This is a genomic window from Nocardioides yefusunii (assembly GCF_004014875.1).
In the GTDB taxonomy this organism is placed as follows: domain Bacteria; phylum Actinomycetota; class Actinomycetes; order Propionibacteriales; family Nocardioidaceae; genus Nocardioides; species Nocardioides yefusunii.
In genome coordinates this window covers 3306155-3321975 of the sequence record NZ_CP034929.1, presented here as the reverse complement: position 1 = coordinate 3321975, position 15821 = coordinate 3306155, and the positions used below count along the sequence as shown (strand labels likewise).

Here is a 15821-nt window from a genome sequence, read left to right as displayed (position 1 = left end):
CATGTACTAACTGGTGCCGAAGTGTTACGACCCCGGGCGGTCGGGTGACTTCCACAACCTTATCCACAGGTTGTGCATGTTGCCCGATTTTCATGACGTCGACCCGTGAGGTGGGGGTGGCCCAGATCCTCCGAAGCACCATCGGTGCAGGTCAGAGAGGTGGATGCCGATCTGGTGACCCGCTTCACGAGCCCAGGGGAGGGGTCCTCGCGAGAGTTCTCCACAGGCTGTTGACCGCCCGACGCTAACAACGCGGGACTCTGTCAGCAAGCCGTCATCCACAGCGCCCCGATCGACGATTTGCAGTCGGCCTGACCCTCCGGGGCAGACTGGACGCCCGCGGGTTTGACCCTCGTTGGCACCCCGCGTACATTTGCAAGGTCACCCGATGTCCACTTGTTGTCGACCGGTGCCGCACGTCCACGGAAAGAATCACTCCCACATACGGGCGTGTTCCGCGGGAGAGCGGTGCCAGCCGAAACCTCGGCGGTACAGCTTTTCGTCGGAGTGGACACCCGTTGAAACCAGACCCTGGAGAACTCTCGTGAGCAAGCGTACGTACCAGCCGAACAACCGTCGCCGTCACAAGGTGCACGGCTTCCGTCTGCGCATGCGCACCCGCGCAGGCCGCGCCATTCTCTCGGCGCGCCGCAACAAGGGCCGCAAGAGCCTGACCGTCTGACGGCCGGTCCCACGACCGACGTAGACGTGTGATCCGTGCTGCCACGTTCAGCGCGTCTCACGCGCAGTGAGGCATTCCGGCTCGCGACCCGCAGGGGTACGCGGGCCGGTTCTCGCACGTTGGTGCTCCACTGGCTCCCCGACGCAGACCTCGAGTCCGCGGAGGTGGGCTTCGTGGTGAGCAAGGCCGTGGGCAACTCCGTCGTTCGCAACCGCGTCAAGCGGCGACTGCGACACCTGACCCGGGAGCACCTCAAGGAGCTCCCGGGTTCTGGCGTACTCGTGGTCAGGGCGAATCCGGCATCAGCAGAGGCAGATCACGAGACACTCACCAGAGACCTCGTGAAGTCACTCGGACGCCTGGTCGCTGACGGGCACAGGTCGTGAAGTACCTCCTCATCGGGCTGTTGAAGGTCTACCGGACCCTCATCAGCCCTTTGTACGGTCAGGTCTGCCGCTATCACCCGAGTTGCTCGGCGTACGCGCTCGAAGCCGTCACCGTGCACGGGAGCCTGAAGGGCTCCTGGCTCGCCGTACGCCGCCTCGGTAGGTGCCACCCGTGGTCCCCCGGCGGATACGACCCTGTTCCTCCCCGCCGCGACAAGGCGGGAACGACCCCTACACGAGGAGCCTGAGTGTTCTCCTTCTTCGGAGCCATCGGCAGCGCCATCATGACGCCGCTCTACTACGCCATCTCCGTGGTGATGGTGGCCTTCCACAAGCTTGCGAGCCAGGTCTTCGCACCCGACAGTGGTGCAGCCTGGGTCATCTCGATCGTCGGTCTGACGCTCGTCATCCGCGCGGCCCTGATCCCGCTGTTCGTCAAGCAGATCAAGTCCACGCGCAACATGCAGGAACTGCAGCCCAAGGTCAAGGAGCTGCAGAAGAAGTACGGGCACGACCGCGAGAAGCTCGCCCAGGAAACGATGGAGCTCTACCGCGAGGCGGGCACCAACCCGTTGGCCTCGTGCCTGCCGCTCATCATCCAGATGCCGATCTTCCTGGCTCTGTTCCGACTCCTTGACCACGCTGCTGACGGCAAGGCCAAGGGCATCATGAGCGTCGAGCAGGCCGAGCAGTTCGCCTCGGCCGAGCTCTTCGGCCACATCCCGATCAAGCTGACCCTGATCAACAATGACGGCAACCTCTGGGTGATCATCGCCGCCGTCGCGCTGGTCCTCGCCATGACCGCCACCACGTTCCTCACCCAGCGTCAGCTGATGACGAAGAACATGTCGAAGCAGGCCCTCGAGGGCCCGATGGCGCAGCAGCAGAAGATCCTGCTCTACGTCCTTCCGCTCGTCTTCGGCATCGGTGGCATCGCGTTCCCGATCGCGGTGCTCATCTACTGGACCACCTCGAACCTGTGGACCATGGGCCAGCAGTTCTACGTCATCCGCAACAACCCGACGCCCGGTACTCCGGCCGCCGAGGCCAAGGTCAAGCGTGACGCCGAGAAGCGCGCCCGCAAGGGCCTCGCCCCGCTCGAGGGTGACGTCGTCGCCGGCACCGTCGTCCTGGAGAAGGACGACGAGCGCCGCCCGGCCCAGCGCCAGCAGCCGAAGAACCAGCCGCGTTCGCAGCGCACCGGTGGCCAGAAGAGCCCCAACAAGAAGAAGCGCTGACCCACACCGATGTCCGCGGCGGGTGCCTGTGAAGGCCGAGCCGCAGTTCCCTACACAGCAGGAGCAGTTGTGAGCGAGACCATCAACGACGGCGTCGTCGAGGAGCAGGTGGAGACCACCCCGCGTCCGAGCAAGCTCGAGCGACTCGAGGCGGAGGGCGACATCGCCGCCGACTACCTCGAGGAACTCCTCGACATCGCCGACCTCGACGGCGACATCGACATGGACGTCGAGGGCGACCGTGCCTCGGTGTCGATCGTCGGTGGCGACCTGTCCCAGCTCGTCGGCCGCAACGGCGAGGTGCTGGAGGCCCTGCAGGAGCTCACCCGTCTCGCGGTCTACCGCGAGACCGGCGAGCGTTCCCGCCTGATGCTGGACGTCGCGGGTCACCGCGCCGCCAAGCGTGAGGAGCTCATCGCCCTCGCCACCACGCTCATCGCCCAGGTGAAGGAGACCGGCCAGAAGGTCTCCTTGGAGCCGATGAGCTCGTTCGAGCGCAAGGTCGTCCACGACCAGGTCACCGCCTCCGGACTCGTCTCCGAGTCCGAGGGTGCTGAGCCCCGTCGCCACGTGGTGATCCTGCCGGCGTGAGCAACGAAGCTGCCTCGGGCGCGGCTGACGACGCCCGCGTGACGCCCCCCCTGCCGGCTCTTCCGGAGTCGGTGCGGGGGGTGTTCGCGTCCGACCGACTCGACGACCTCACCCGCTACGCAGAGATGCTGGCGACCGACGGCGTCGTGCGTGGCCTGATCGGGCCTCGCGAGGTCCCGCGACTGTGGGACCGACACCTGCTCAACTCCGGCGTCCTGATGGCCGAGCTGCCCGAGGGCTCCTCGGTCGCCGACATCGGCACCGGTGCGGGCCTGCCCGGCATGGTGGTGGCGATCGGTCGCCCCGACCTGCGGGTGACCCTGGTGGAGCCGCTGCTGCGTCGCACCACGTTCCTCAACGAGGTCGTGGAGACGTTGGGACTCACCAACGTCGAGGTGGTCCGTGGCCGCGCCGACGCGCTGCACGGAGAGCGCACCTTCGACGTCGTCACCTCGCGTGCGGTCGCTCCGCTGGACCGCCTCCTGGAGTGGTCGATGCCGCTGGTGGCCCCGCACGGTCGCCTCGTCGCCCTCAAGGGTTCCTCGGTGAGCGAGGAGATCGAGATCGCGCGCCCGGTGCTGGAGAAGTTCCTGTGCGCCGAGCCCGTCGTCACGGCTCTGGGCGAGGGCATCAGCGAGGTCCCCACCAACGCGATCCACATCAGCTGGGCGGACCCGGGTCGTCTTCCGTCGCACCTGATCCGCAAGGCCGGTGCGTCGAAGAAGGCGAAGAAGAAGTCCGGCAAGGGCGGCAAGAAGCGCGTCGTGTGACGCCCTTCGTCGCCTGACGTCGACATGGAAGGGCCGGCCATCTCTCCCGAGGTGGTCGGCCCTTCGGCGTTCGGCACGCAGGACCAGGAAACCCCGGTACCTGAGATTGGTGAAGCACGCCTGCGCCGTTGCATGGTGTGACGGGACGTGTGGTTCCCCGAGGTATCTCTGGGCACGCAAGTAGTTGAATCACAGATCACTCTGATTGCGCCATGCACACCTTCGCGTCCATGGGGCAAGATGTCAGTGAGCCGGACGCCTCACAGGGGGACGCGGGCGGCTGTGTCGACATGGCGATCAAGGGTTTTCCACCGCTCACCTCCGGCCATCGAGCGTAACAATCCACAGATTTAGGGAGTTATCCACAAGTGGAGTCTCGTCAGTACTCACTGGACTCGAAGATGGAGGACGCCACGGTTTCACGTGAAACCACGGCCCATCTGATCGATGCGCTGGGCGGCCTCGGAGCCGAATCAGCAGACGACCACGAGATCGACCCTGGACTGGGCATGCGCCAGGCGCGTCGTCCGATGAGTGATCCCTATGATGCTCTTCTCTCGGGATTGCAGCCCGAACCGTCTGCGGCGCCCGCACATGGTGGAGAATTGCGCAGGACGGCCGGCGGCGGCGCCGGTCGAAATGATGCCACCCCAGGAGTGTCCTCCATGACTTCCAGCGCCCAGGCGACGCCCGCTCCCGCGGCCAAGCCCGCCCGTCCGGCCTTCCGGACCGCGGCCCAGATCGCCGAGTCTGGGAGCACCGGCTTTGACGACAGCACTCCGTTGGCCCGCGCTGCGGAGCACTCCGTCCTCGCGCGTCACGGCAAGCTCTACCTCAACGGCCCGCCGCGCGGTGACCGCACGCGCATCATGGTGGTGGCCAACCAGAAGGGTGGCGTCGGCAAGACCACCTCGACGGTCAACCTCGCCGCAGGCCTGGCACAGCTCGGCCAGCGGGTCCTCGTCATCGATCTGGACCCGCAGGGCAACGCCTCCACGGCACTCAACGTGGACCACCACCGTGGCACCCCCTCCACCTACGACATTCTGGTCGAGGGTGCGGCACTCGAGGACGTCATCACCGACTGCCCCGACCTGCCCAACCTGAAGGTCGTCCCGGCCACGATCGACCTCGCCGGCGCCGAGATCGAGCTGGTCAGCGTCGTTGCCCGCGAGAGCCGTCTGCAGCGAGCCATCGAGGCGCACCCGCTGGTCGGCACCGCGGCCGAGGTCGGCGAGGACCGCTTCGACTTCGTCATCGTCGACTGCCCGCCGTCACTGGGACTCCTCACGCTCAACGCACTGGTCGCAGGCCAGGAGATGGTCATCCCCATCCAGGCCGAGTACTACGCGCTGGAGGGTCTTGGACAGCTCCTCGAGACCGTCGAGATGGTCCGTAAGCACCTCAACCAGCGCCTGCGCGTCTCCACGATCCTCGTCACCATGTACGACGGCCGCACGAACCTCGCGGCCAACGTCGCCAGCGAGGTGCGTGAGCACTTCCGTGACATCGTGCTGGACTCGATGATTCCTCGCTCCGTTCGTGTCTCGGAAGCGCCGTCCTACGGGCAGACTGTGATGACCTACGACCCGGCCTCGCCGGGAGCGCTGGCCTACCTGGCTGCTGCGCGCGAGATCGCTACACGGGGGAGCAAGGCATGAGTGGGCAGCCCAAGCAGGCTCGACGCGGTCTGGGACGTGGTCTCGGTGCGCTGATCCCGACCGCCGTGGTCGAGGAGGAGCAGCCCGCTGTCCACTCCGTCGCTGCCGTCACGATCGCTGAGTCGCGTCCGGAGGCGTTGGACGCCACCGGCACTCCCGTGCCGCCCCTGAAGGCCGCCAAGCCCCGTCAGACGCGCTCTGGGCGCCCGCAGATCCCGCCGATGGAGATCGCGACCCCCGCCGTCGGAGCGCACTTCCGAGAGCTGTCGATCACCTCGATCCGCCCCAACAAGTGGCAGCCGCGAGAGGTCTTCGAAGAGGAGGCACTCGCCGAGCTCGTCCACTCGATCACCGAGGTGGGTCTGCTCCAGCCGATCGTCGTCCGTCCTGACGGCGACGGTTCGTTCGAACTCATCATGGGTGAGCGCCGTTGGCGTGCCTCCCAGCTGGCCGGCCTCACCGCGATCCCCGCGATTGTCCGTGAGACCGAGGACGGCGACATGCTCCGGGACGCGCTCCTGGAGAACCTCCACCGCGCCCAGCTGAACCCCCTTGAGGAGGCGGCTGCGTACGGCCAGCTCCTGGAGGACTTCGGGTGCACGCACGAGGAGCTCGCCCAGCGGATCGGCCGTTCGCGTCCGCAGATCTCCAACACGCTGCGTCTGCTCAAGCTGACTCCGGCCGTGCAGCGCCGCGTTGCTGCCGGCGTCCTGTCCGCCGGGCACGCGCGTGCACTGCTGGCGCTGGACGACGGCGTCCTGCAGGACCGCCTCGCACAGCGCGTGGTCGCTGAGGGGATCAGCGTCCGTGGCCTGGAGGAGATCGTTGCCCTCGGCGTGGAGGACGTGAAGGAGCCCGTCAAGCGCGAGCCGAAGCAGATCGCGCCCCAGGCACTGGAGCTCGCGGACCGTCTCGGCGACCGCTTCGACACCCGTGTGAAGGTGGACATGGGCAAGAACAAGGGCAAGATCACCGTCGAGTTCGCGACGCTTGAGGACCTCCAGCGGATCGTCGACCTGATGGACCCCAACTCCTGAAAGGTCTCTGACCTGCAGTTTCATCGGAGGGTGCTCGCAGTGCGGGCGCCCTCCGATGCATTTTCGCCTACATGGCAGCGAATCGATTAGTACATGAACAGATAAGACGGCTTGCATATAAATCGACAAAGAGATGTATGCATGTGTGGCTACCGCGGGTGGCCCTGTGATGGCCCCGTGGTGGCCCCGTGGTGGGCTGCTCCAGGGGGCGGGCCGCGTCCTGATCGGCCCCGAAGTAGGCCTGGATGGCGCACGTCGGAGTGCCGCGGGGCAGAGGTGGGCGTGCGAGGCAGGTCCGGGGTGCACGTGAGGAGAACTCGCACCGGGAACTGCGCCCGTGAACACGGACCGTCGAGGATGCCTTCGCGCGCCGAGACGCCTTGGGGTCGAGCTTCGTGCACCGTTGGATTCGTGCACCACTGGATTCGTGCACCACTGGATTCGTGCACCACTGGACCTTGGCGGATGCCCAGGCGTGATGCGTGATCGAGAGGCTCAGTGGACACGGACCCAGAATGACTCCATTGCTTGATCGATGTGTCGACAAAACGTTTGATGGTGGCATCGACAAGTGCTGCGGTGACATCTCTCCAGTGGTCCGGGTGGCGGCGAGGGCTGGAGTCGCGGCCGTGGTTCGCACGGTGGTGCCAGGGCCATACCAAGGCGATGCCGCCGTGATGCCAGGGTGACCGCGATCCGTGGGCGACGATGTCATCGCCCGCTGACAGCATGGAACTGGATCTGCTCCCCGGCTGCTCCCCGGCGGTGCACTGAGTCCATGAAGTCAATTGAGAATCATTCTCATAGTTCTCTCAGGGCCATTTTGAGGCGAGTTGACCACGTGCCCCAGGGGTGCAACTCGGCTCAGTTTCGAGGCGCTTTCAGGGTGTTTTGTTGAGCAATGCAACAGATTTAGCGTTGATCAGTGTGGCTCGGTTGAAGTGGCAAGAGGTCGCCGAGAGCTGATGGCGTCGTCCGGCAGATGCCTCGACTGTCTCGAACGAGGTGCCGGAGTACCCGCCACCTAGCTGGTCGGCACTGCGTCCGAGCCACTCGGGCTCGAATCTCCCGGGGCCTGCGGGGCCTTGCGGGTTGCCCGGCGGGGGCGCGAAACCTCTGTCGACGAGGCCTGGGGGCAGTTGGTTCGGGATGAAAAGTCGTGTCAGATCGCGGTGCGCGTGCCTTCGATGCGCCTTGGGAGGAGTCCACTGAGGGCCGCGAGCGACCCGGGTGGGGATTCGAATTGGCCCTGTGAAGTCGAGCGGAGTCCTCGCGACGGGCGTCGCCCGTGGCCTCAGGGGGTCACTTTGCCAGGGGGATGCCGGGATGGGTGGAGGTCGCGGGGGAGGCGTTGGATGCCCCAAGTAGCCCGCGTGGAGGGCAGTGAAAGACCTCTGGGGATGTGCTCGAGGGTGAAGGAGAGATGTGACGAGTCATGCCTTCGGCGCCTTTCGGGCCCTCAAGGACTGACAGGGAGCCCCCCTCCAGGGCGATGTGAGGGCCCTGTGTCCCGTACTCGGACGCAGATTTCTCGGGCCAAGCGGGGACGCCTGAGGGTATCCGGTGCGCCGTGGGCGACGCCATCGATGCGTGTGTGGGGTCCGGAGTGGCGTGTGTCGGGCACGCGCGAGGTCGCGGTGGGGCCACGGGAGGGGCTGGTTCAAGGAGGGGTGGATGGGCTGAAGGCCTCTGGTTGGGACGATCGAGGTGCTGTTGAAGCGGGAAGTGGCAGGGAAACGGGACCGCGAACGTGGCCAGTTCGGCGTTCTGGCAGGCCGGTCACCGGACCCCCGGAGACGCAGGCCGAGGGCTCTGCGCGGCTCCGGCGGACAGTGGGGCAGGTGGTGTCGCGCTCGCGTCTGGGCACCTGGAGGGTGTTCGAGTGCAGGGCCGAGGGATCGAAATGGGGTGACCGAAAGCGTCGTGGGATGCGGTGTCAGGAGTTCACTGGGGCTCTCTATGTGTGCGTGTTTCACGTGAAACATTGCGACCTGAGCGGGTGTCGGCGGCCCACATGCAGCGAGTGTGGACCAGTGATCGGCGCCCGGGGGGGGGCTGATTGGGCGGGCACTCGCGGGGCACTCGGGTGGCTACCTGGCCCGTGTTTCACGTGAAACATCGACTGTCGTCGTGCATGAAGGAGCAGAGATTCGCCGCTTCGCGGACGCCATTCGGGGCACCGAAGGGAAGGGATTGAAGGCCGCATTCAGGGGAGTGGGTGACGACAACGGACTGGCTTCCGCATGGCCATCGGAACACCTGGGAAAGGCCGGAGCGTCGTCTGGTGACCGACAGTGAGGCGCGCTGTGGTCCGTCGGATCGGAGAGTCGGAGCTGATCATCAGGGGGCGCGAGGGTGGCCGGGTCACGCCGAGTCGCGCCATAGTGCCGTGTTAGGAGGCCTTGGTGGCGGTGATGCGCTGAACCGATGTGGTCGGTCGAGCCCTCTGAACTCGCTTGCCGCGAGTCCCCAAGGTCGCTGCGGGGAGATCCATGAGGGCGTGGATCCGGGTCCGCTGTGCCCGCGCGAGGAACACGGATCGGCGCGGTGAACATCTGGGTGCACTGCGCAGGGGGCGGGGAGAGGTGCGCTGACGACCGCGCCAGAGTGCGATGTTGATGCCTGCGAGGGCGCGTTGGATCCGGCAGGGAGGACTCTCCCGCGCTTCCGGGGAGGGGCAATCGGCGGCGCGCCCTGGTGTCGCAGCAAGTGGACCGCGTGAGCCTCGCGGACGCTCTCAGGGCGTCCGGATCCGGTGCGGGTCAAGGGGCGATCGCCTGTCGAGTGCGGGGCCGTGACGAGAAGGGGAGGGGAGCATGGTGCTCCCGGTGCATCACTGGGCGGTGGGTCACGGAGAGAGAAGTAGGGGCCAGGAGAGAGCCCGAGAGCGCTCTACCGATGGGCAGTGGCACGCATCAGAGGGTGGGTCCGTGGTGCTGGCGGAGTGAGGCAGTAGGAACGACGGAGCCCCTCACCGCGGTGGCGGCGAGGGGCTCCGTCATGAGAGGTCTCGGGCGACCCGAGTGCTCTGACCATCAAGCGGGCATTCGATGTTTCACGTGAAACATGCCCGCCCGGTGGGCTTCACTTCTTCTTCGCAGCGCGCTTCTCTGCACGTCGACGGGCGCGCTCGCGGCGCTCTTCGTCGTCCATCTCCTTGGCGCGCTCCAGGGTCGGGGCGCCGCCGCCGAGGCGAGCTGGAACCCACCAGGAACCAGCCGGCTGCTCGGACTCAGGGAAGGTCGCGACGGCCTCGTCAACCAGTCCGGAGAGGATGCCGTGGAGGCGTTCGGTCTCAGCGTTGGCGTCGTCGCCGGTCGGGACGAAGGGCTCGCCGACGATGATCGAGATGCGCTTGCCGCGCTTGAAGTCCTTGGGGCGGTCCTTCGTCATCATCATCTGGGTGCCCCACAGGGCCACCGGAATGATCGGGACGCCGGCCTCCTGGGCGATGCGGACGGCACCGCTCTTGATCTCTTTCAGTTCCATCGCACGCGAGATGGTGGCTTCGGGGAAGATGCCGACGAGCTCACCCTTCTTGAGGAAGTCGACGGCGTGGTGGAAGGAGGCGATGCCGTCACCGCGGTCCACCGGGATGTGGTGCAGGGAGCGCATGATGGGGCCGCCGACGGGGTGGTCGAAGACCTCCTTCTTGGCCATGAATCGGACCAGGCGACCGCCGGCGGGCTGGGCCGCGAACCCGCCGTAGACGAAGTCGACGTAGCCGATGTGGTTGAAGGCGAGGAGCGCGCCACCCTCGCGCGGGATGTTCTCCGCACCGGTGACGGTGATCTTCTGACCCAGGACCTTGAAGAGGGTCTTGGCCGCCACGATGACGGCGGGGTAGGTGATGTCGCGCATGCGTCGAGGAACTCCTGCACTCGGGGACGAGGGCCCTGGGCCCTGCGCGGCGCCGTGTGGCGCCTGCGCAGAGCCTAGGGCAGGGAAGGGGGCCGATACCGTCAGCGTCGGGTGGCGAGGAAGTCGGCGATGCGGCCGATCGCTTCCTCGAGCACGCTGGCGTCCGGCAGGGTGACCAGTCGGAAGTGGTCGGGCTTGATCCAGTTGAAGCCCGTGCCGTGGGTGACGAGCAGCTTCTTGGAACGCAGCAGGTCGAGGACGAACGCTTCGTCGTCGTCGATCGGGTAGACCTCGGGGTCGAGCTTCGGGAAGACGTAGAGCGCACCCATCGGCTTCGTGCAGGAGACGCCGGGGATCTCGTTGAGCAGGCGGTAGGCCAGCATCGACTGCTCGTAGAAGCGGCCGCCGGGACCGATGTACTCCTCGACCGACTGGTAGCCGCCCAGTGCCGTCTGGATGGCGTGCTGGCCCGGGACGTTGGCACACATACGCATGTTGGCCATCAGAGTCAGACCCTCGATGAAGTCGGACGCGAGGTCCTTGGGTCCGTTGATCATCACCCAGCCGGCGCGGTAGCCGCAGACCCGGTAGGCCTTGGAGAGACCCGAGAAAGTGAGGACCAGGACGTCGTCCCCGGCGATCTTCGCGAGGTGGTGGTGAACCGCGTCCTCGAAGAGGATCTTCTCGTAGATCTCGTCGGCGAAGATGACGAGGTCGTGACGACGAGCGATGTCGACGAGGCCGCGGAGGGTCTCTTCGGAGTACACCGCGCCCGTGGGGTTGTTCGGGTTGATGACGACCAGGCCGTGGGTGTTCTCGGTGATCTTCGATTCGATGTCGGCGAGGTCGGGGTTCCAGCCGTTCTCCTCGTCGCAGACGTAGTGGACCGGGGTGCCACCCGAGAGCGACACGGCGCCGGTCCAGAGCGGGTAGTCCGGGGCCGGGACGAGGATCTCGTTGCCCTCGTCGACGAAGGCCTGCAGCACCATCGTGATGAGCTCGGAGACACCGTTGCCGATGAAGATGTCGTCGACGCCGACGTCCAGCAGGCCGTGCGACTGGTAGTAGTTCATGACGGCGGTGCGAGCCGAGTAGATGCCCTTGGAGTCGGAGTAGCCCTGGGCCTCCGGCAGGTGGGCGACCATGCTCGACAGGATCGCGGGCGGCGCCTCGAAACCGAACGGGGCCGTGTTGCCGACGTTGAGCTTCAGGATCTTGTGACCCTGTGCCTCCATCCGCTTGGCCTCTTCGAGGATCGGACCGCGGACGTCGTATCGGACGTTCTGAAGCTTCTTGCTCTGTCGAATCGGGCGCACGACCTCATCCTCTCAGGTGCAGGTCCATCTACGATCGAATGAGCACGTCTGACGTGTCACAGGGCGTGTCACAGGGCGTGTCCCCGGAGTCACCTCCGGTGACGCGAGAAGGAGGACGCGATGAGCCGCACCACCGTGCCGTTGACCCCCGCGCTGTGGGACGCGCTTCCCGACGATGTCGCCGGTGCGCTGCCGTGGACCCGCCTCCGCGAGGACCCCCGTCATGCAGAACGGGACGGGCGGGAGTGGATCGAGGTGGTGCTCGCGGAGCGCGGAACGTGTGGCCGGGCTCTGGTGTGGGACGACCGCGTCGTCGGAGCGCTCGTGCACGCACCGGCCTCGCACCTGCCCGGACTGGCCCAGGTCCCCGCAGGGCCCCCGGCGGACGACGCGGTGGTGCTGGTGGCCGTCTGGATCGCTCCGGAGGCTCGTGGTGGTGGTGGCGCCCGAATGCTGCTGCAGGCGACCGCACGCGACCTCGTCGTGCGCGACGTCGCCGGACTGGAGGCGTACGGGGCGAGCCGCCGGTGGCGTGGCCGGGCAGCGCGTCACGGCGTCGTCCTGTCGACCCGGTTCCTGGGGGCCGTCGGCTTCACCCCGCGACGACGACGCGGTGGCGTCACCCGGATGCGGATGGAGTTGCGCGGGACTCGGTGGTGGACCACTGAGCTTCAGGCCGTCCTGGCGCGGACGTGGACGGCGCTGCGACCGGGAGGTCTGCGACCCGGGGCCGTGGGCGCAGAAATGACACCGGCCGCCGGTCCCGACACGAGGTCGGGCACGGCGGCCGGTGGAAGATCCGGGTGAGGATCAGATGAGGCCCTCGAGCTCCTTGAGGATCATCGACTTCGGCTTGGCGCCGACGATCGACTTCACGAGCTCACCACCGGAGTAGACGTTGATCGTCGGGATGCCGGTGACGCGGTACTGGGCCGGGGTCACGGGGTTCTCGTCGACGTTCATCTTCAGGAAGGTCATCTTGTCGCCGTGCTCGCCAGCGATCTGGTCGAGGATCGGGGCGACCTGACGGCACGGCCCGCACCACTCGGCCCAGAAGTCGACGAGGACGGGCTTGTCGGACTTGAGCACCTCGGCGTCGAAGGTGACGTCGGTGACGGCGGAGAGGTTGGACATCAGTGTTCCTCACTGGTTGGTTCGTCTGGGGCGCGGTGACGCCCACGTACAAGTGAACACCACGGCGGGGAGGTGTGTTCCCCGCCGTGGTGGGAAATCAGTTGGCGGCGGCCTCGGCGGCAGCCTGGTCCAGCATGGCGATGTGGCGCTCGGCGTCCAGCGCAGCGGTGCAGCCGGTGCCGGCGGCGGTGATCGCCTGCTGGTAGGTGTGGTCGACCAGGTCGCCGGATGCGAAGACGCCGGTGAGGTTGGTGGCCGTCGACGGGGAGGCGACCTTCACGAAGCCCTCGTCGTCGAGCTCGACCTGTCCCTTGAACAGCTCCGAACGCGGGTCGTGGCCGATCGCGATGAACAGACCGGTGATGGCCAGGTCGCGCTTCTCGCCGGTGACGGTGTCGTTGAGGACGACGCCGGAGAGCTTGTCCTCGCCCTGGATCTCGGCGACCTCGGCGTTCCAGATGATCTCGAGCTTCGGGTCGGCCTCGGCACGGTCGACCATGATCTTCGAGGCGCGCAGCTCGTCGCGGCGGTGGATCAGGTAGACCTTCTTCGCGAAGCGCGTCAGGAAGGTGGCCTCCTCCACGGCGGAGTCGCCGCCGCCGACGACGGCGATGGTCTGGTCACGGAAGAAGAAACCGTCGCAGGTCGCGCACCACGAGACGCCGCGGCCCGAGAGCTCGTCCTCGCGGGGCAGACCGAGCTTCCGGTAGGCGGAGCCGGTGGCGAGGATGACGGTGCGGGCGTAGTGCGTCGCGTCGGCGGTCTTGACGACCTTGATGTCGCCGGTGAGGTCGACCTCGACGACGTCGTCGGTGACGAGCTCGGCACCGAAGCGCTCGGCCTGGGCGCGCATCTCGTCCATCAGGGCCGGGCCCATGATGCCGTCACGGAAACCGGGGAAGTTCTCCACCTCGGTGGTGTTCATCAGGGCGCCACCGGCGGTGACCGAACCCTCGAAGACGAGGGGCTCGAGGTTCGCGCGGGCTGCGTACACGGCTGCGGTGTAGCCCGACGGACCGGAACCGATGATGATCACGTTGCGGGGCTGGATGTCGCTCATGGCGCGGGGAGTCTCCTGGGTCGAACGGCGGTGCGGGTCGTCTGGTGCAACCGATCGTAGGCGCTCGGTGTTCCCGCACCCGAAGGATCACCGCGCCCCGTCCCCGGGGAACGGCTCAGGCGGTGACGCGGATCTCCGCGATCTTGCCGCGGTAGCCGCCGTCCTGGACGGGCAGCTGGGTCAGCCACACCACGGCGTAGCGACCGGACGCGGACTCCGGGGGAGTCAGGTCGAGGGTGCCCTCACCGGCCGCCTCGGCGACCGAGTCGAGCCCGGCGACGTCGGCGGGCTTCCCGTCGGTGAGGAAGAGCTGCAGCGTGTGGGAGCCGCCCAGGACGTCGACCTCGAAGGAACGCACCGACCGGCTCTCGCCGAGGTCGACCACCAGGCCGACGCCGTCCTTGAGACCACCGGGGCCGAACTGCTGCAGGTAGGTGGAGGTGCCCCAGAACGTTGCCACGTCCCCGTCGACGGACTTGGGGGTGTCGGCGGGGTACTCGACGCCGGCGGAGTCGGCCGGGTCGAGGTCGGTGACCACGAGGTCGCCGAGCGGACCGGTCACCGAGGGGCTGGGGGTGCTGGTGGGGACAGGTGCTGCCGAGGGGGCAGGGTCCTTGTCCCCGTCACCCTGCGGGTGCAGGACGAGGACGACGACGAGCAGCACGAACGCGGCGATCCCCACGCCCCAGGCCAGACGCAACCAGGTGCGTCCCGGAACGGGGGTGGGCGCAGCGTCGATCGGCGGGATCGCACCCGACGTGGTGGAGCCGGGGCCGGTGGAGTCGCTGGACCAGAAGTCCTCGGGCAGACGCGGTGGGGTGGAGTCGCCGGTGCCGAACTCCTCGCGCTGACGTTCGTGGTGCTGGCGTCGGGCGAGGTCGGCGGACTCGGGCGCGAACAGCGGACGCGGTGCTGCATCCGCCGGGGTCTCCGGTGCTGGACGTTCGGGGTTGTGGGTGCGGACCCACTCGACGTCGTCGTCCTCGTCGTGGAAGACCGGCAGGCCTGCCTCGGTGGGAGCTGTGATGCTGCTGGGCCCGGCCGGGACGGTCTGGTGCACCGGCGTGGCCGGAGCCTCCTGGGGGACGACCTCGACGGCCCCCTCCGGTGCGGGCTCGGTGACGGCTGCCGGTTCGACCGCGGCTGCGGGCGTGTGCCGGCGGTCGGTGGGCAACGGCTGGATCACCGGCGGGGGCAGCACGAAGCCGCTGCGTTCGGCGGTCTCGTCCTCCGCCGGGGCGAGATGCCACGGCGCGGGGCTGAGACCGGCCGGACGGATCGGAGCGGAGTGCGTGGCATGGGCGGCGAGGTCGGGTTCGTACTCGCCCAGGAACTCCTCCAGGGCGTCGCGCAGGCCGGCGGCGGTGGTGAGGTCGTGCGCCTCGCGTCCGCCCAGCACGGCGTTCAACGCCGGGATCGGGATCGAGCCGGTGGAGGTGCTGGAGAAGCCGTTGAGCCCTTGGTCGCAGATCTGGTCCAGGGGGCGCGGGATCCCGGCACGCACCTGACGCGGACGCAGGAACCGTCCGCCTTCGCGCGGTGCCTGGGGGACCTGCGAGGTGAGACGGCCGGGCCAGCGTCCGGTGAGTGCGGCATGCAGCAGAGCGACGAGATGGGTGACGTCGTCGGCGGGGACGGAGAGATGGCCCATCAGGGCGGCCTCGACGCCGGAGCCGATGATCCGGATCGAGCCGTTCTCGTCGATCAGGACGTTCTCGGGGACGAGGCGTCCGTGCACGGTGCCGGCGGCGTGCGTCGAGGCGACGGTGTCGGCGGTCTCCGCGACCAGCCAGGCGGCGCGGGCCGGGGAGAGGGGGCCGTTGACCTCGAGTGCGACGTCGAGCGAGGTGCCCTTGCCCCACTCGTTGACGACGTAGGCGTGGGTGTCGGTGCGGTTGCAGTCCAGGACCCGCAGGGTGCGCTGGTCGGTGAGGGTCGCCGAGCGGCGGGCCGCACCGATGACGGCGTCGGCGCGGACGTCGTCGACGGGGAGGACGTGCACGCTGACCGGGCGGTGCAGGAGTTGGTCGTGCGCGTTCCAGAGACAGGCGCCGTCGGCCTCGACCAGCAGGTCGACCATGCGGT

Annotated in this window: 14 protein-coding genes; 9 read left to right on the top strand and 5 right to left on the bottom strand. The window is 67.6% G+C overall.

The features are described 5' to 3' along the window. Positions 1-544: 544 nt before the first annotated feature. From rpmH to EOV43_RS15205, 8 genes are all read left to right on the top strand, one after another. Positions 545-682: a 50S ribosomal protein L34 gene (gene rpmH, locus EOV43_RS15240; RefSeq protein WP_128222047.1), complete on the top strand. Its 138-nt coding sequence runs from the start codon at positions 545-547 to the stop codon at positions 680-682. A gap of 35 nt (positions 683-717) precedes the next feature. After that, positions 718-1068, top strand: coding sequence for a ribonuclease P protein component (gene rnpA, locus EOV43_RS15235; protein WP_128222046.1), 351 nt, complete (start codon positions 718-720; stop codon positions 1066-1068). Next, positions 1065-1316, top strand: a complete 252-nt coding sequence (gene yidD, locus EOV43_RS15230; RefSeq protein ID WP_128222045.1) for a membrane protein insertion efficiency factor YidD — start codon at positions 1065-1067, stop codon at positions 1314-1316. Before rnpA ends, yidD begins: the two co-directional genes overlap by 4 nt. Before the next feature lie 36 nt (positions 1317-1352). After that, positions 1353-2306, top strand: a complete 954-nt coding sequence (gene yidC / locus EOV43_RS15225) for a membrane protein insertase YidC (protein WP_239022330.1) — start codon at positions 1353-1355, stop codon at positions 2304-2306. Positions 2307-2375: 69 nt separating this feature from the next. Next, complete coding sequence (locus EOV43_RS15220) at positions 2376-2897, top strand: Jag family protein (protein ID WP_378529078.1); 522 nt, start codon at positions 2376-2378, stop codon at positions 2895-2897. Beyond that, positions 2894-3667 (top strand): 16S rRNA (guanine(527)-N(7))-methyltransferase RsmG, encoded by a 774-nt coding sequence (gene rsmG, locus EOV43_RS15215; protein ID WP_239022151.1) that lies wholly within the window; start codon positions 2894-2896, stop codon positions 3665-3667. The genes EOV43_RS15220 and rsmG overlap by 4 nt, the downstream gene beginning before the upstream one ends. A gap of 665 nt (positions 3668-4332) precedes the next feature. After that, a complete protein-coding gene (locus tag EOV43_RS15210) occupies positions 4333-5328 on the top strand; it encodes a ParA family protein (RefSeq protein ID WP_128222042.1) in 996 nt (331 codons plus the stop codon). Beyond that, positions 5325-6365 carry a ParB/RepB/Spo0J family partition protein gene (locus EOV43_RS15205; RefSeq protein WP_128222041.1) on the top strand — a complete coding sequence of 347 codons (1041 nt, stop codon included), beginning with the start codon at positions 5325-5327 and terminating at the stop codon, positions 6363-6365. The genes EOV43_RS15210 and EOV43_RS15205 overlap by 4 nt, the downstream gene beginning before the upstream one ends. Positions 6366-9449: 3084 nt before the next feature. On the opposite strand, the gene EOV43_RS15200 is transcribed toward EOV43_RS15205, so the two are convergent. Continuing rightward, complete coding sequence (locus tag EOV43_RS15200) at positions 9450-10226, bottom strand: lysophospholipid acyltransferase family protein (RefSeq protein ID WP_128222040.1); 777 nt, start codon at positions 10224-10226, stop codon at positions 9450-9452. Between the two features lie 101 nt (positions 10227-10327). Then, a complete protein-coding gene (locus EOV43_RS15195; protein ID WP_128222039.1) occupies positions 10328-11542 on the bottom strand; it encodes a pyridoxal phosphate-dependent aminotransferase in 1215 nt (404 codons plus the stop codon). Positions 11543-11662: 120 nt separating this feature from the next. On the opposite strand from EOV43_RS15195, the gene EOV43_RS15190 reads away from it, so the two are divergent. Continuing rightward, positions 11663-12349: a GNAT family N-acetyltransferase gene (locus EOV43_RS15190; protein ID WP_128222038.1), complete on the top strand. Its 687-nt coding sequence runs from the start codon at positions 11663-11665 to the stop codon at positions 12347-12349. Between the two features lie 3 nt (positions 12350-12352). Here EOV43_RS15190 and trxA read toward each other — a convergent pair whose 3' ends face one another. The 3 genes from trxA to EOV43_RS15175 form a co-directional block, all read right to left on the bottom strand. Next, positions 12353-12676 (bottom strand): thioredoxin, encoded by a 324-nt coding sequence (gene trxA, locus EOV43_RS15185; RefSeq protein ID WP_128222037.1) that lies wholly within the window; start codon positions 12674-12676, stop codon positions 12353-12355. A 97-nt stretch (positions 12677-12773) separates the two neighbouring features. Beyond that, positions 12774-13736, bottom strand: a complete 963-nt coding sequence (gene trxB, locus EOV43_RS15180; protein ID WP_128222036.1) for a thioredoxin-disulfide reductase — start codon at positions 13734-13736, stop codon at positions 12774-12776. A gap of 115 nt (positions 13737-13851) precedes the next feature. Next, the gene (locus EOV43_RS15175) at positions 13852-15816 is read right to left on the bottom strand and encodes a protein kinase domain-containing protein (protein ID WP_128222035.1); all 1965 of its coding nucleotides are present in this window, start codon (positions 15814-15816) and stop codon (positions 13852-13854) included. Positions 15817-15821: the final 5 nt, after the last annotated feature.

What these genes read in the sequence shown, in the direction of transcription:
- EOV43_RS15190 (WP_128222038.1), top strand. Translation starts at nt 11,663, where the DNA reads ATGAGCCGCACCACCGTGCCGTTGACCCCCGCGCTGTGGGACGCGCTT.
- EOV43_RS15205 (WP_128222041.1), top strand. Translation starts at nt 5,325, where the DNA reads ATGAGTGGGCAGCCCAAGCAGGCTCGACGCGGTCTGGGACGTGGTCTC.
- EOV43_RS15200 (WP_128222040.1), bottom strand. Translation starts at nt 10,226, where the DNA reads ATGCGCGACATCACCTACCCCGCCGTCATCGTGGCGGCCAAGACCCTC.
- EOV43_RS15175 (WP_128222035.1), bottom strand. Translation starts at nt 15,816, where the DNA reads ATGGTCGACCTGCTGGTCGAGGCCGACGGCGCCTGTCTCTGGAACGCG.
- yidC (WP_239022330.1), top strand. Translation starts at nt 1,353, where the DNA reads ATGACGCCGCTCTACTACGCCATCTCCGTGGTGATGGTGGCCTTCCAC.
- trxB (WP_128222036.1), bottom strand. Translation starts at nt 13,736, where the DNA reads ATGAGCGACATCCAGCCCCGCAACGTGATCATCATCGGTTCCGGTCCG.
- EOV43_RS15210 (WP_128222042.1), top strand. Translation starts at nt 4,333, where the DNA reads ATGACTTCCAGCGCCCAGGCGACGCCCGCTCCCGCGGCCAAGCCCGCC.
- trxA (WP_128222037.1), bottom strand. Translation starts at nt 12,676, where the DNA reads ATGTCCAACCTCTCCGCCGTCACCGACGTCACCTTCGACGCCGAGGTG.